Source organism: Peptostreptococcus anaerobius VPI 4330 = DSM 2949 (assembly GCF_000381525.1).
Classification (GTDB): domain Bacteria; phylum Bacillota; class Clostridia; order Peptostreptococcales; family Peptostreptococcaceae; genus Peptostreptococcus; species Peptostreptococcus anaerobius.
The window spans coordinates 131,432-145,841 of the sequence record NZ_KB906606.1 but is presented as its reverse complement, the minus strand read 5'-3'; the positions used below and the strand labels follow the sequence as shown (position 1 = coordinate 145,841).

At 35.5% G+C, this 14,410-nt stretch carries 14 protein-coding genes and 1 tRNA gene; 12 read left to right on the top strand and 3 right to left on the bottom strand.

Going from position 1 to position 14,410, the window contains the following annotated elements; translation table 11 throughout:
- The coding region (locus F823_RS11115) for a hypothetical protein (RefSeq protein WP_019595289.1) at nucleotides 1–216 on the top strand (216 nt) is incomplete at its 5' end.
- A gap of 82 nt (nucleotides 217–298) precedes the next feature.
- Here the strand turns inward: F823_RS11115 and F823_RS0101340 are convergent.
- Nucleotides 299–1,348, bottom strand: a complete 1,050-nt coding sequence (locus tag F823_RS0101340) for an FAD:protein FMN transferase (protein WP_002846585.1) — start codon at nucleotides 1,346–1,348, stop codon at nucleotides 299–301.
- A 112-nt stretch (nucleotides 1,349–1,460) separates the two neighbouring features.
- Here F823_RS0101340 and F823_RS0101335 point away from each other — a divergent pair, with 112 nt between their 5' ends.
- The 7 genes from F823_RS0101335 to F823_RS0101310 all read left to right on the top strand — a co-directional run bounded on the left by F823_RS0101335 (nucleotide 1,461) and on the right by F823_RS0101310 (nucleotide 7,310).
- A complete protein-coding gene (locus tag F823_RS0101335) occupies nucleotides 1,461–1,832 on the top strand; it encodes a NusG domain II-containing protein (protein ID WP_002846584.1) in 372 nt (123 codons plus the stop codon).
- 81 nt (nucleotides 1,833–1,913) lie between these two features.
- Nucleotides 1,914–2,588, top strand: a complete 675-nt coding sequence (locus F823_RS0101330) for a uracil-DNA glycosylase (RefSeq protein ID WP_002842718.1) — start codon at nucleotides 1,914–1,916, stop codon at nucleotides 2,586–2,588.
- A 93-nt stretch (nucleotides 2,589–2,681) separates the two neighbouring features.
- Nucleotides 2,682–2,778, top strand: a tRNA-Sec gene (locus tag F823_RS11020).
- Between the two features lie 140 nt (nucleotides 2,779–2,918).
- Nucleotides 2,919–4,667: an aminotransferase class V-fold PLP-dependent enzyme gene (locus tag F823_RS0101325; protein WP_019595288.1), complete on the top strand. Its 1,749-nt coding sequence runs from the start codon at nucleotides 2,919–2,921 to the stop codon at nucleotides 4,665–4,667.
- 234 nt (nucleotides 4,668–4,901) lie between these two features.
- Nucleotides 4,902–6,173, top strand: a complete 1,272-nt coding sequence (locus tag F823_RS0101320; protein WP_002846581.1) for a double-cubane-cluster-containing anaerobic reductase — start codon at nucleotides 4,902–4,904, stop codon at nucleotides 6,171–6,173.
- Between the two features lie 94 nt (nucleotides 6,174–6,267).
- Nucleotides 6,268–6,525, top strand: coding sequence for a putative Se/S carrier protein (locus F823_RS0101315; protein ID WP_019595287.1), 258 nt, complete (start codon nucleotides 6,268–6,270; stop codon nucleotides 6,523–6,525).
- A gap of 11 nt (nucleotides 6,526–6,536) precedes the next feature.
- Nucleotides 6,537–7,310 carry an acyl-CoA dehydratase activase gene (locus F823_RS0101310; RefSeq protein WP_002842695.1) on the top strand — a complete coding sequence of 258 codons (774 nt, stop codon included), beginning with the start codon at nucleotides 6,537–6,539 and terminating at the stop codon, nucleotides 7,308–7,310.
- A gap of 55 nt (nucleotides 7,311–7,365) precedes the next feature.
- Here the strand turns inward: F823_RS0101310 and F823_RS0101305 are convergent, their stop codons facing one another.
- Nucleotides 7,366–8,079: a tRNA threonylcarbamoyladenosine dehydratase gene (locus F823_RS0101305; RefSeq protein WP_002846579.1), complete on the bottom strand. Its 714-nt coding sequence runs from the start codon at nucleotides 8,077–8,079 to the stop codon at nucleotides 7,366–7,368.
- 174 nt (nucleotides 8,080–8,253) lie between these two features.
- Complete coding sequence (locus F823_RS0101300; protein ID WP_002842658.1) at nucleotides 8,254–9,114, bottom strand: ComEC/Rec2 family competence protein; 861 nt, start codon at nucleotides 9,112–9,114, stop codon at nucleotides 8,254–8,256.
- A gap of 268 nt (nucleotides 9,115–9,382) precedes the next feature.
- On the opposite strand from F823_RS0101300, the gene F823_RS0101295 reads away from it, so the two are divergent.
- From F823_RS0101295 to holA, 4 genes are all read left to right on the top strand, one after another.
- On the top strand, nucleotides 9,383–10,288 hold the full coding sequence (locus F823_RS0101295) for a DUF2156 domain-containing protein (protein WP_019595286.1): 906 nt from the start codon (nucleotides 9,383–9,385) through the stop codon (nucleotides 10,286–10,288).
- Between the two features lie 9 nt (nucleotides 10,289–10,297).
- A complete protein-coding gene (locus tag F823_RS0101290; protein ID WP_002846577.1) occupies nucleotides 10,298–11,464 on the top strand; it encodes a GNAT family N-acetyltransferase in 1,167 nt (388 codons plus the stop codon).
- Nucleotides 11,465–11,599: 135 nt separating this feature from the next.
- Complete coding sequence (locus F823_RS0101285) at nucleotides 11,600–13,060, top strand: ComEC/Rec2 family competence protein (protein WP_002846576.1); 1,461 nt, start codon at nucleotides 11,600–11,602, stop codon at nucleotides 13,058–13,060.
- A gap of 97 nt (nucleotides 13,061–13,157) precedes the next feature.
- Nucleotides 13,158–14,189, top strand: a complete 1,032-nt coding sequence (gene holA / locus F823_RS0101280) for a DNA polymerase III subunit delta (RefSeq protein ID WP_002846575.1) — start codon at nucleotides 13,158–13,160, stop codon at nucleotides 14,187–14,189.
- The last annotated feature ends 221 nt before the right edge of the window (nucleotides 14,190–14,410 follow it).

The window sequence follows — 14,410 nt, the reverse complement described above, 5'->3', positions numbered from 1 at the left end:
CGTATGAGAATAGTCATCTGGAAACAGTGGAAAACCAGTGAGAAAAGGATGTGGGGGTTAAAGAAACTTGGCGTACCCGAATGGATGGCAAGACAATCCGTAGGATTTGCAGACCATTATCAGGCGGTAGCAAAAACAGCCGGACTTCGCAAGATAACAAAAGAAATCCTCGCAAAGCGAGGACTCATTAGTTGTTTAGATTATTACATGAATTGAACCGCCGTATGCCGAACGGCACGTACGGTGGTGTGAGAGGGAGGAGAAAGTCCTCCCTACTCGATTATATTAATTTTTACCATCAGTCTGCAAGCTTAAAAGAATCATCAGTTATCTCAAGCTTGTTTTTTATATTCTTAGTAGTGTAGACCTTCCTGTCTTTTGTGATGAATATTGCATCTACACCATCAATTGAATCTATAAATTTTCTACCCTTTTCAATTCCTAGGCCAAAGGTAGAAGTAGATAGGGCATCTGCATCTATTGATTTTTCTGAAATAATTGTGACTGCCTGAAGATTGTTGTCAAATGGATATCCAGTCTCAGGATCTAGCATATGGTGGTATATCTTGCCGTCTTTTTCTATATATCTTTCATATACACCTGATGTAACAACTGACTTGTCTGTAAGAACCACTATACCCATAGACTTTTGTTCTGGAGTTGTAGGATTTTGAATACCGACTGAGAAATTTTTTCCCTGACTATTATGTCCAAAAACATAAACATTGCCTCCAAGATTTATTATGGCGTCCTTTATACCATTGGATTTAAGGAGGTCTGCAACCTTATCAGCACAGTATCCCTTGGCGATTCCACCTACATCAAGTTTCATGCCAGACTTTTTTAGAAATACAGTTGATTCTTTTTCGTTTAGGACAATATCCTTGTAGTTGACAAGACCAAGCAGAGGCTTTATTTCATCTTCACTTGGAACCCTTGCCTTGTCGTTACCTATATTCCAAAGGGAAGTCAGTGGACCGATACTGACATCAAACTTGTGGTCCGTAATTTTTGAGTATCCCTCTGCAATTTTTATAACGTTGAAAGTATCGCTTGACACTTTGACAGGCCTTATACCTGCTGCCATATTTATAGCTGATATTTCACTTGAATTCATTTGTGAGCTCATCTTGTTGTGTATATCTAATATGAGTTTATCTACTTTAGGTAGTAATTTATCTGCTTTGGATTTTCTTGTATTTAGGACACTTATGTTATTTACTGTATCTAGGTAGTAGTTGGTAGTGGAATATGTATCTTTTTTGTCGAACATATTATAGGATACCATACCTATAAGGCCTACTATAACAATAGTGGCTATTATTTTTAATAAACTAATTTTTTTCATTTTACCCCCTTTTATGATATAATTGTATAAGTTGTATAATAATTGAACTACAATGTATTATACCATAAATAGTAAAAAAATAGTAAAATATGTTAATGATTAAGAGGATTTTATGAAAAAAAGAGATTTGATATTGATAGCTATCATAGCTATTGTAATAGGACAATTAATAATTATGAATAAATTTATAAACTCTGAAAAGCCTGATAAGGTAGAGATTTATTATGATAACAAGCTATATCAGGAATGCTCTATAAATGATACAAAAAGGATAAATATTAAGTCTGGCGATGTTTATAACATTATATCCATACATGACAAGGGGGTAGAGATGACCCATGCCAATTGTCCAGACAAGGTATGTGTCAAGACTGGATTTATAAACAAGCCAGGTCAGAGTATAGTGTGTATACCGCATAAGATAAATATAAAGATAGTTTCTCAGGATTCAAGTAAAAAAGATGAAGAGATACTTGCTAAATAGGTTTGAAATTATAAATCTTCTTTAGTCTAATTAGGATGATTTTGATATGATGAATGTTTTAGGGTACTTTAGGAGGAAGATATGATAACTTTTAATAATGAATGGGACAGGATTCTGGAGGATGAATTTAAAAAAGACTACTATTTAAAGCTTAGGGAGTTTCTAAAAAAAGAATACTATACCCAGACTATTTTTCCCGATATGTACGATATATTTAACGCCTTTAAGTATACTGATTATAAGGATGTCAAGGTCCTTATTCTGGGGCAAGATCCATATCATGATGACGGACAGGCCCATGGTCTAGCATTTTCTGTTCAACCGGGTATAAAGACACCTCCATCCCTGCTAAATATGTATAAGGAACTAAAAGAGGAGATGGGCTTGTATATACCTAACAACGGATACCTAAAGTCTTGGGCAGACCAGGGTATAATGCTCCTTAATACTGCACTTACTGTAAGGGCTCACCAGGCCAATTCTCACAGGAATATGGGTTGGGAGATATTCACAGATAATGTTATAAAATACTTAAATGATAGGCAAGATCCTATTATATTCGTCTTGTGGGGAGCAAATGCAAGGAGGAAAAAAGACTTTATAGACCAGACTAGACACTATGTCTTGGAGGCACCTCATCCAAGTCCACTATCTGCTCATAGGGGATTTTTTGGATGTGGACATTTTTTAAAGATAAATGAAATACTTGAAAATTTGGGTAAGGATAAGATTGACTGGCAGATAAGAGATATATAGTATCTATACCATAGATACTATATATCTATAGATAATAACTATAATGATATTGATTTTATTATATACATATGTTAATATAATAAGGTATTATCTGGGGGTGAATGGGTGCTGGTGTGCCCTCTAGTCTTCAAAACTAGTATGAGGGGTTAGTAGCCTCTTGGGTGAGTTCGATTCTCACGCATTCCCGCCAATTTGAAAGTTAAGCGATACCTTAGGGTGTCGCTTTTTTTATTAGGAAGCAACTTATTGATAGGTATTGATTTTTATAAGCATTAGTTTTTATAGGACTCGTATCTATTTTTGTGTATGATTTATTATGGAGGTAGTATTATGGATTTTGTGGCATCTTTTAGTGGTGGTAAGGATTCTACACTGTCAATAATTGATATGGTTAAAAAGGGTCATAGGTTGGTGGCTATACTTGTTGCTATACAAGGAAAGTCTTCATGGGTCCACCAAATTGACAAGTCTTATTTTGATAGATTTGCCGATATTTTTGCGTGTCAGATTATATATATAGACTCTTCAAAAGATGATTATGATAGTGAGTTTGTAAGGGGACTTACAGAGGCTAAGTCCATAGGGGCTGACGTATGTATATTTGGAGACATAAATATTTTAGACCATGTGAGATGGAATGAATCTGTATCTAATAAGGCTGGAATAATAGCCTACCATCCACTATTGAATAGGACTAGTAGGTCAGTGGTAAGTGAAATTTTGGAATTAGGAATCAAGTCAAGCATCATCAAAGTTAGAAAAGATATAGATAAAATCTATATTGGATCGAATATCGACAAGGATTTTATAGGAGAATTTTCAAGTAGGTATCCCGATTTTGATATATGTGGTGAAAAAGGAGAGTACCATACTAGAGTAGACCTTGACTCCCTAGAGGATATAATCTCAAAAATACCTTGTGGGGGGGACTTATATTTTGATAATGCGTCTACCTGCTTTCCAAAGGCTCCTGGTGTAGCTGGTATCTGTTCTAGATTTATATCAGATAGGTCTTATTCAATCAATAGGGGAACCTTTAGGGGTGCCTATGATCTCAGTTCAGATATTATTGACCACAGGGAGGATGTTCTAGACTTGTTTGGAGCAGACAAGAAGTCATATGAGTGTGTTTTTACTAATTCTGCTACAATATCAATAAATACCATCCTTTTTGGAAGTCTTAAAAGGGGTGACCATATAATATTAGATGACAAGCTCCACAATTCAACTTGGAGAGTTGTAAATAAATTAAGGGCTGATGGAGTAGAAGTTGACTACTGGAAAATGAAGGATAGTAAATACAGGATTGATGATTTTAGAACTCTCCTTAGAGAAAATACAAGAATGGTGTTTTTGACCATGGTCGACAATATTGCAGGGGCCTATATTGTAGATGATATAGATGACTATGGAGCTTTTGTGTCCTTGGTGAGGGGAAACAATATTGTATACGCTGGAGACGGGGTCCAGCTAGCTATTGAAAGAGAATTTTCAGTGGATGAACTAGGTTTAGATATATTTGTAGCTACTAGCCATATTGGTATGATGGCTACAGAGGGTCTTTCATATTTGATAGGCAAAAAAGAGGTCCTAGAGTCTATAGAACCCTTGTTTTATGGTGGCACAGGTAGCCAGTCCAATTTAGAGACGATGCCTGAAACCCTACCTGATAAGTTTGAAGTAGGCAGTATAAACACAACAGCCATTTTCTCAGCGATAAGGTCTATATCATATATAAGGTCTAGGGGTGTTGCTAGTATTATAGAAAAGAAACACAGGCTTGCAGAACATCTCAGACAAGGCATAAAAAATATATATGGTGTAAGGGTTATAGGGGATGGATCTTTCTGCCTAGTACTTGCGGATAATGACTCTAATATAGATATGTCAGCATTGATGTTTATGTTAGATTACCAGTACAATATAAAGGCTAGGGTAGGTGTTCAATGTTCAAAGATGGCCAATGACCATTACGAATCATACCCTGGAGGTATAAGGTTTAGCATGGGATATTTCAATACGGATAGACAAGTTGACTACCTAATAGAGTCTATCAAAAGTGCTATTAAAAGCTGTTAGAACCGAAAACATATAGTCCATATATTATAGTATGTGTATATAGAATATTTAATATAGATAAAATATATAATTTAGATTTAAGAAATTATATATTTCTATATATTATCATTTGGATTTTCATTTGCAAATATATATGATAGTATGTAGATAGGATTATATTGTCTAGTATTATACATACTAGATTATCACAAAAGTTATAAAATCCTAATATTATGTTAACGGGGGGAAATTAAAATGGCTGATTACAGAGAAATGTGGAAAGACCTAGGTATGGATTTAGAGACTCACGACCTCTTATGTGAGGTATTGCCTGTAGCTTTTACAGATGTTTACCTATCTCAAAAGAATAGACCAGAGGGTATGGGATATTATGATTTTGTTGTTTCTGAAATACACGGAGTAAGACCAGCAGAATTAATTGAGGCACAGAAAAATGGTAAGAAGGTTTTCGGTAGCTTCTGTATATTTGTACCAGATGAAGTTATATTTGCAGCAGATGCGATTGCAACAGGTCTATGTGGAGGATCTCAGTTCTGGGTTCCAGGTGGAGAAAAGGTTTTACCAACTAATACCTGTCCACTAATCAAGGCTTCAGTAGGTGCTAGACTAGATAGAACATGTCCATTCTTTAGAATTGCCGATATGTATATTGGTGAAACTACTTGTGATGGTAAGAAAAAAGCTTGGGAAATCTTAAAAGAGGACGTTCCTATGTATGTAATGGACCTACCTCAGATGAAGAGAAGAAAAGACTATAAGGCATGGGCTGAAGAGATAACAGCTCTAAAGGAAAAGGTTGAAGAATTCACAGGTAATAAGGTGGATGCTGAAAAACTTGCAGCTTCAATCAAGCTTATAAATGATAAGAGAAGAGCACTTCAAAGGCTAAGTAACTTTAGAAAGAACAAGAATATACCTATTTCTGGTAAGGATGTACTTTTAATATCTCAGATAGCTTTCTATGATGATCCTACAAGATTTACACAGATGACAAATACCCTATGTGACGAACTAGACAAGAGAGTTGAAGAGGGCATAAGTGTATTCCCTAAGGGAACAAAGAGAATATTACTTGCAGGTACTCCACTTGCAATACCAAACTGGAAGCTTCATAACATAGTAGAGACAACTGGTGGAGCGGTAGTCTGTGAAGAAATGTGTACAGGTACTAGGTATTTTGAAAACCTAGTTGACGAAGATAGAGATACATTTGAAGGACAGGTAGAGGCACTTGCAGAGAGATATATGAATATCAACTGTGCATGCTTTACGCCAAACGAAGCTAGAATAGATGATATAAAGAGACTTGTAAAAGAATATGATATAGATGGTGTTATAGACGTTAACTTAAAGTTCTGTAACCTATACGACACAGAAGGTTTCCTAGTAGAAAGAGCCCTAAAAGAAGCAGGTATACCAGTACTTGGAATAGAAACTGATTATACAGATGCAGATGCACAGCAGCTAAGAACTAGAATAGGTGCCTTCATAGAAATGTTAGGCTAGGAATTAGTAAATACCTAACACCTAGTCAGCCCAAGTAGATTATTGCAATAGCAGTAGTTGGGCAAGGTCAAAAATATAAAAAGGATTGATGATTATGGAAAAAGTATACTATGTATTGTTTAACAACCATACCAATGGTCTAAAACTACATAAGGTTCTAAGGAGTAAGGGTTTAACAGCAACAATCTCTCCAACTCCTAGGTCCCTATCTAAGTGTTGTGGAGTCTCACTTATAGTGGATGAGGCTGAGCTTGAAGAAGTTAGGGAAGCTATTAGAGAAAATGATATTGAGATCCTTGATATTGAGTATATCAAAAAGGATGTAAATAACAATAGGGATGTTTACTGTTAAGGGGTGATCAAGTGATATTTGTTGGTATAGATATAGGATCTACTGCATCAAAGGTTGCAGTTAGAGGTGATAAATCAGGTGAGTTTGTAATGCCTACTGGATGGTCTAGCAAGGAAACTGCCAGGATAATAAGAGATAGGTTGTTGGACAAGGGTATAGATGTTGATTCAGACAGTGTAATAGTTGGGGCTACAGGCTACGGAAGGGTAGCTGTAGACTTTTCAGACTATGTTGTAACTGAGATTACCTGCCATGGTAAGGGTGGTTATGAGCTGGCTGGAAGAGATTGTACTATTATAGACATCGGTGGACAGGATACCAAGGTCATTAAAATTGAAAATGGTATGGTGAGTGATTTCTTGATGAATGACAAGTGTTCAGCAGGAACAGGCAAGTTCCTAGAAATAATGGCAAACAGGCTAGGTGTAGACATCAATGAGCTATTTGAAATGGCTAAGTTGGGTCAGCCTCTTGCTATTTCATCACTATGTACTGTATTTGCAGAATCTGAAATAATCAATTTTATAGGTGAAGGAAAGCCTAGAGAAGACATAGCCTGTGGGGTTGTAGACTCAGTAGCAGGCAAGGTCGGTCAGTTGTTTTCAAAATTTGCCAATACGGACTATGTAATACTAACAGGTGGAATAAGTCACAACCAGTACTTTGCAGATTTATTATCTAAGAAGTTGAGACTGCCTGTTGGGACTTGCGAATATGGTAGGTTTGCAGGAGCTCTCGGTGCTCTTAGGATAGCAGAGCAAAAATATGCAAAAGAACATGAATAATCATTAAGAATATATATGAAAAAGACAGGACCCTTCATGGGTTCCTGTCCTTTTTTTATAGGTCGCCTATAATTTTTCTGACTATATAAGATGATATAATAAGACCTGCACATGATGGTACAAAGGACATTGAGCCGTTGACTCTTTTGGTCCTGCCATCTTCTTGTGTTATACCAGTATCTCTTGGTTTTTCCCTAGAGTATACAACAGGGAGTTTCTTGATGCCCCTCTTTTTAGCTTCACGTCTTATAATCTTTGCAAGTGGGCACATTTCAGTCTTATGGATGTCGGCTATTTCTATCATAGTAGGGTCTAGCTTGTTGCCCATGCCCATTGAAGATATGATATTTAGGCCCCTCTTGTAGCAAGATTCAATCAGGTGGATCTTTGATGGAACCATATCTATTGCATCGACCACAAAATCATAGTCACCATCTAGTAGGGTATCTGAAGTATCCTCATTGTAAAGGCTAGTATGGCACTTGAGATTTATTTCTGGATTTATATCCTTGATTCTTTTTTCTAGGACGTCTGTCTTGTTCATACCTATTGTCGAGTGTAGGGCTGGAATCTGCCTGTTGATATTTGTGATATCTACAGTATCAAAGTCTACGATTGTAAGATTACCTATGCCAGCTCTTACAAGACCTTCTACAACATAGCTGCCAACTCCACCTATACCGAATACTAATATATTAGCATTTCTTAGGAGGTCAATGCCATCCTGTCCTATTACTATTTTGGTTCTTTCTTTATATTTATCATTCATGATTAATCTAATTACCTCTCATATATTGTATTTGATACCATTATATCATAAAGATTTGGTCAAGCACGATTCAAATATCATTAAGTTAGGTCAAAGTAGGTCAATTTTTTACAAAGCTTAAAGCTATAAACAAGACTATTAAACAGCAAATATGGCATAGTATTGGGGTTTCTTCTATTGAAACTTGTACCTGTTTTTTGTATATATTTTGGAACCATCAAAGTAGAATACCATGTCCCCATTTAGGTCTGTCCTGTATATTTTTGAATTGACCTTGTGGAGTCTATCTAGGGTATCTTGGTGGGGGTGGCCGTAGGAGTTGCCATATCCACAAGATATTACAGCGATTTTTGGAGATAGGTTGGATAGGAATTGGTCACAGGAGCTGTTTTTGCTACCGTGGTGGCCTACCTTTAAAAGGTCTACCCTTGGAAGTGTATAGTGGGACAGGATCTCTGATTCTATATTAGAACCTGCATCTCCAGTAAATATGCTGTAGTGGTTTAGATATTTTAAGAGTATGACGAGTGAATTATCATTGCTGTCTTCTTTTTTGCTGAGGGGAGCTAGGACGTAATAGGATATATCCTTGCCTAATTTTATTGTTTGTCCAGATTTTAGGGGAGATAGGGGGATATTTTTTTCTTTTGATATATTGATTATTTCGATCAAGTCCTTGTTAGACCCCTTGTCATCTGTAAGAAATATTTGTTTTGTAGGTATTTCTTTGGCTACTTTATCTACACCACCTATATGGTCGCTATCGAAGTGGGTACCTACTAGATAATCAAGACATTTAACTTTTGACCTTTTGATATGCCGAATTACGTTTCTTGAGTATTCGTCTTCACCGGCATCAATAAGCATACTATGGCCATCTGGACTGACTATTAGGGTAGAGTCTCCCTGACCTACATCTATGGAGTGTATTTCTAGTAGGTTTGAGGATTTACTTGATAGAGGTCCTACATAGGAACAGGATGTTATAAATATTGTGACTGATAATACCAGAAGTAGCTTATAATATTTTTTCATTATAAAAACGTTATTCCTTTCTTAATTGTAAAAATTTGGTTTACATTTAGTGACCTAGGGTATATTATAGTATAGTATCAAGTAGAAGAGGTCTATTATTGTATAGACATAAATATAAAAAAATGAACATCATGTGTCTTCATATTTAGAAGGTGAATAGCATATAGTAACTGATATATCTTCAATTAAGTTCTGATTAGGTTAGGTATGTTATTCTATATATGGATGTAGATGATGTTTATTGTTTACAGAAAAAGAGGAGATAGTAATGGATTTTAAGGAAATAAATATAAAATCAAAGGAGATTCTAGATAAATATTTTGAATTAGTAGACTATGAAGCATGCGAGTACTGTTTTAATACATTATATATGTGGCAGCACACATACAAGACTCACTACCATATAGGTGACGGATTTGCAGTATTAGTAGGTGAACATGAGGGTGAGGTATTCTCAATACTTCCACTAGCACCTAAAGAAAAGATTAAGGAAGCTATTGATTACGCTGTGAATTGGTTTGATAAGGACAAAAAAAGGGTCTACCTAAGGGGTATTGATGAAAGTGTAGTTGAACTATTAAAAGAAAACTACCCAGGCAAGTTTGAGTATAAGTTTGAAAGAGATATATCTGACTATGTATATGATGCAGAGAAGATCAGAACAGTAAAGGGAAGAAAATTAAGCAGCAAGAGAAATCATCTAAACTACTTTGAGAGAGAATACGGTGATAGGGTAGAGAGAAGACTTCTAAATGAAGAAGACTTTGATGAATGCTATGCTCTTTTAAAGTCATGGGGTCAAGGTAAGAGTGGAGACCAAGACTTTGAGGATAGTAAGGATGATGAATTTGTAGGTATGAAGAAGTTGTTTGACAACTACTCAATCCTAAAGGATAAGTTAAAAATATACGGAGTTTTCATTGATGGCAAGCTTGAAGCCTTCTCAATGGGTGAAAAGATCAATGATAATATGGCTCTAATACATATAGAAAAGGCCAATGGTGAAATTAGGGGATTGTATCCTTATATCAATAAGATGTTTGTTGTTGATGAGTTTCCAGAGGTTGAATGGGTTAATAGAGAAGAGGATATGGGACTTGAAGGTCTTAGAAAGGCTAAGATGTCTTATTATCCAGAGAGATTTGTTGAGAAGTATACTGTAAGAGAAGTATAGGAGATAGTTATGCAGATTAGAATGGCTAGAAGAGATGAGATAGATTCTTTAAAGAATATATGGACCTACTGTTTTGAGGACAGCCAGGCCTATGTAGATTTTTATTTTGATAAAAAATGCGACCCAACTAAGGTTGTAGTCTTGGAAAAGGACTCTGAAATAATCTCTTCAATCCACCTAAACCAGCATAGGATTAGGCTAGGAACAAGTGACTTTGACACTTCATATGTGGTTGGTGTGTCTACTCTTCCAGAAGCTAGGGGCCTAGGCAAGATGGGCCAGCTTATGGAATATTCACTAGCTGCTATGAGGAGTTTTGGCCAATCTGTTTCGATATTGATGCCTATAGATTTTAGGCTCTATACTAAGTTTGGCTATACAAATGCCTATGATATGAAAAAGGTAGAACTGGATATATTCTCCCTTAGGAAATTTAAACTTCAAGACAAGTTTTCGAGGGCTACAAGTGACCAAGCAAGTCAACTAAAGTCTATATACGATGGTTTCTGCAGTCAGCAAAATGCCTATGCTATTAGGAATGAGGACTACTTTAGGGACCTAGTAGAGGAGATGGATATAGATGGTGGTCATATATATATAGCATATAGGGGCTTGACACCAGTTGCATATATAGTGTATAGTATAGATTCTGGCGTATTTACGGTGAGAGAGCTTTATTATAGGGATAGGCAGGCTTATGAGTCCGTCCTAAAGTTTGTATTTAACCACAATACCCAGGCCAAGAAGGTAGTTATTTACCTTGCTATGTCAGATCCGATAATGTCTATGCTTGACAATCCGAAGGACGCCATATGTGAGATTAAAAATTTTATGATGGCTAGGATTATAGATTTTGAGTCCTTGATTGAGAGGCTGGCTATTAAATCGGATTCACAAGAAAAATTTTATTTGAGAGTAGAAGACGACTACCTGGACAACAACAGGGGGGTCTTTGAAATATATACAGAAGATGCTAATGTAAGGCTTAGAAGGTTGAATGATGATGAAAGCTATGACCTGAGTATAGACATTAGCCATCTAGGCAGTTTGATATTTTCTTATAGGTCTATAAGAGAAGTCGCATTCTTGAGTGGAAAGGATGTTGAGACACTAAATAGTTTGAAGAAAATATTGAATTTGGCTGTTGAAAATAATCATATTAATGAATATGTTTAAAGAGTAATTGGTAGGACTGTGAGTGATTTCATGGTCCTTTTTTTGTTGGGATTTTTAGCAAATATACAAGGCTAATGGTTGACAATATTTTGAACCTGCCTATATAAATATAAGAATATTTTATAGGAGGCGGCAATGAGAAGATGGGGTATATTCCTGTTTTGTTTGGTATTATTTGTAAAGGCTGGACCAATTATCAAAGATGATATAAGTCAGTTTTATGCAAGGGAGGCTTTTGATGCAAGATATGAAGGAGTCCACAAAGATAGGTATAAAATCAACTACAAAAGCAACTATAAAAACAATTATAAAAACAACCACAAAAACAATTATAAAGAAAACTATCGGGGAGATAATAAAAATAATTCTAAAAAGAGATATTCTCCCAAAGTCCAAGCAAGAGGTACGGTAAAAAATATAATCATTAAGAAAAAAACTGTAGAGTACTGGTTTGACGACTTTATAGCTGTCAAGATGAAGTACAAGAACAATTATAAGAACAAGTCAAGAGACTGTCAGATAGGTGATAGGGTTCTAGTTTTGGGCCTTGAAGAGGATCTTGATGATTTTTACATTGGGGATTTTAACTATGGTAGGCACCTAAGATCTAAGGGATGTAAGAAATATATCAGGATCAGCGATATGAATAAGGTGTCAGAAAACCCAGCTTATAGGTTAATAGGGAGAATCAAAAAATATATAATTGATAGCAATAGGACCTTATACAAGAAAAACTCCGATATACTAAATGCTGTCCTGGTAGCCGATAAGACTACCCTTAAAGATGAAGACAAGTATATATTCTCTGACTCTGGTACAAGTCATGTCATGGCTGTATCAGGACTCCATGTAGGTATAATATGCGGTATAATTTTGATATTTGTAGGTAAGATCAATTCTATCAAGCGCTTGTCTATTCTTTGTGTCTTTCTCTTATTTTATAATTGTCTAGTAGGGGGAGGGCCTTCCATAAGTAGGGCTATTTTGATGACTATCCTATCTTGTTTGGGATTTTTTGTCTTTAGGCAGGTGGACCTTATAAATATACTATTTATTATAGCCAGTATTATGGTATTGCAAAATCCATATATCATATATAATATATCATTTGAACTGAGTTTTTTGGCCATGCTGTACCTCGCTATATTTACAAAGTATATCAAGCAGTATGTATATTCCGATATACTTGCTGGATCAATCTCTGTAGCTATATTTACTAGTCCCCTGGTCCTCTATAAATTTGAGACTGTGTCTACAATGGGTGTCTTAGGAAACTTGGTCATCCTTCCTATGATGGCCCTTATTATATGCCTTGATATGCTATCTATAATCACATACTATATCAACATACCCATATACTCAATACTGGCTTATATCAATTCAAGTATAATAGACCTAGTCATGGTCCTACTCAAGAGGATTGGTGATTATGGGGTAAATAATATTGATGTTAGGGATCCAAGTCTATTCAAGTTGCTGACATACTATATAATAGTTGTAGGATTAGCCATTTATCTAGACTATTATTATATAGAAAAGGGCAAGTATACAAGAGAGCTTTATTTGGTCAAAGAAGAAGTTGTGGAACATATTTAAAGGTATAAACTACTATAAAGGGTGGGTATATGGTAAAATATATTTAAAGGGTATATTTTTGTGTAGCAGGGTGTATTTTTTGTAGAGGAGGGCGTATATGAAAAGGGAAGAATTGATTCAACAACTTGATAAGAATGATTTAGACAAGATATATGTCCTTTATGGAAAAGAGATATATCTGATAAAAGAACTAGAAGATAAGTTCAAGGCTTTGGCCAATCCTGCGACTTTGGATTTTAACCAGGTCATTATAGATGGTAAGGAAACAAATATAGACATGATCCAATCTGCAGTTGAGACTCTTCCTTTTATGGATGAGAGAAGGTATATTATAATCAAGGACTTTGAGTTATTTAAGGGTAGAAAGAAGAACTTTAACGACAATGATGAAAAGAAGTTGATTGAGATACTAGGGTCTGCCCCTGAGACCAGTTTGATAGTATTTGCCCAGTATGAAGAAGTTGATACTAGAAGGTCATTTTTCAAGAAGCTAAGAAAGTTTGCCAATATGGTAGAACTCAAAAAACTTGAAGATGTTCAGCTGCTCAATTGGTCGAGGCAGATATTTAATAAGTACAGGGTCAATATAGAAAACTCAGTCATAGCCTATATGGTAGAGATGTCTGGTTATAGTGACAAGAAGTCTGATATGAACCTTATGGACCTTGAGAATGAAATCAAAAAGTTATGCGTATTTGTTGGAGATGCAGGTAGGGTAGACAAGCCTATAATAGACCAAATGATGAAGGACAAGGTAGAAAACGACGTATTCAAGTTTCTCGATTATATGTCATCAAAAAACTCAAAGATGTCTTTAAAACTACTAGAGGATATGATAGATTCGGGAGAGTCCGGTCTAGGTATAATCTTTCTTATAACTAGGCAAGTCTACAATATCATACAAATCAAGAGGATGCAAAAGGAGAGGATGCCCTATAATATTATAAGGGATAATATGGGTATGCCGAGTTTTGTTGTAAATAAGCTATCTAGGCAGGCTAATAACTTTAGCGAAGAGATTCTTGTGGATATGATAAACTATCTGTCTGACTCTGACTATATGATAAAACAGGGTTTGATAGGAGATAGGCTATCACTGGAGATATTTATAGCCAAGTATTGCAAATAAAGTAGTAAATTTATAATCAAGTATTGTAACTAAGCTAGTAAATAAAAATGAAAAATTAAATAAAAGAGGTCTGATGATTTTGATATAAACTTGCTTGCAAGTATATATCAAGTCCTCAGACCTCTTAATTTGCATGAAAAAACGGACATATGGTAACCATAGTCCGTGTATGAATCCGATCTATATATCTATGAAATAGATAACATATAACCAAAAACATT

Bases quoted from the DNA above. Each gene is read 5' to 3' on its own strand.
- F823_RS0101340 (WP_002846585.1), bottom strand. From the start codon at position 1,348: ATGAAAAAAATTAGTTTATTAAAAATAATAGCCACTATTGTTATAGTA.
- F823_RS0101335 (WP_002846584.1), top strand. From the start codon at position 1,461: ATGAAAAAAAGAGATTTGATATTGATAGCTATCATAGCTATTGTAATA.
- F823_RS0101330 (WP_002842718.1), top strand. From the start codon at position 1,914: ATGATAACTTTTAATAATGAATGGGACAGGATTCTGGAGGATGAATTT.
- F823_RS0101325 (WP_019595288.1), top strand. From the start codon at position 2,919: ATGGATTTTGTGGCATCTTTTAGTGGTGGTAAGGATTCTACACTGTCA.
- F823_RS0101320 (WP_002846581.1), top strand. From the start codon at position 4,902: ATGGCTGATTACAGAGAAATGTGGAAAGACCTAGGTATGGATTTAGAG.
- F823_RS0101315 (WP_019595287.1), top strand. From the start codon at position 6,268: ATGGAAAAAGTATACTATGTATTGTTTAACAACCATACCAATGGTCTA.
- F823_RS0101305 (WP_002846579.1), bottom strand. From the start codon at position 8,079: ATGAATGATAAATATAAAGAAAGAACCAAAATAGTAATAGGACAGGAT.
- F823_RS0101300 (WP_002842658.1), bottom strand. From the start codon at position 9,114: ATGAAAAAATATTATAAGCTACTTCTGGTATTATCAGTCACAATATTT.
- F823_RS0101295 (WP_019595286.1), top strand. From the start codon at position 9,383: ATGGATTTTAAGGAAATAAATATAAAATCAAAGGAGATTCTAGATAAA.
- F823_RS0101290 (WP_002846577.1), top strand. From the start codon at position 10,298: ATGCAGATTAGAATGGCTAGAAGAGATGAGATAGATTCTTTAAAGAAT.
- F823_RS0101285 (WP_002846576.1), top strand. From the start codon at position 11,600: ATGAGAAGATGGGGTATATTCCTGTTTTGTTTGGTATTATTTGTAAAG.
- holA (WP_002846575.1), top strand. From the start codon at position 13,158: ATGAAAAGGGAAGAATTGATTCAACAACTTGATAAGAATGATTTAGAC.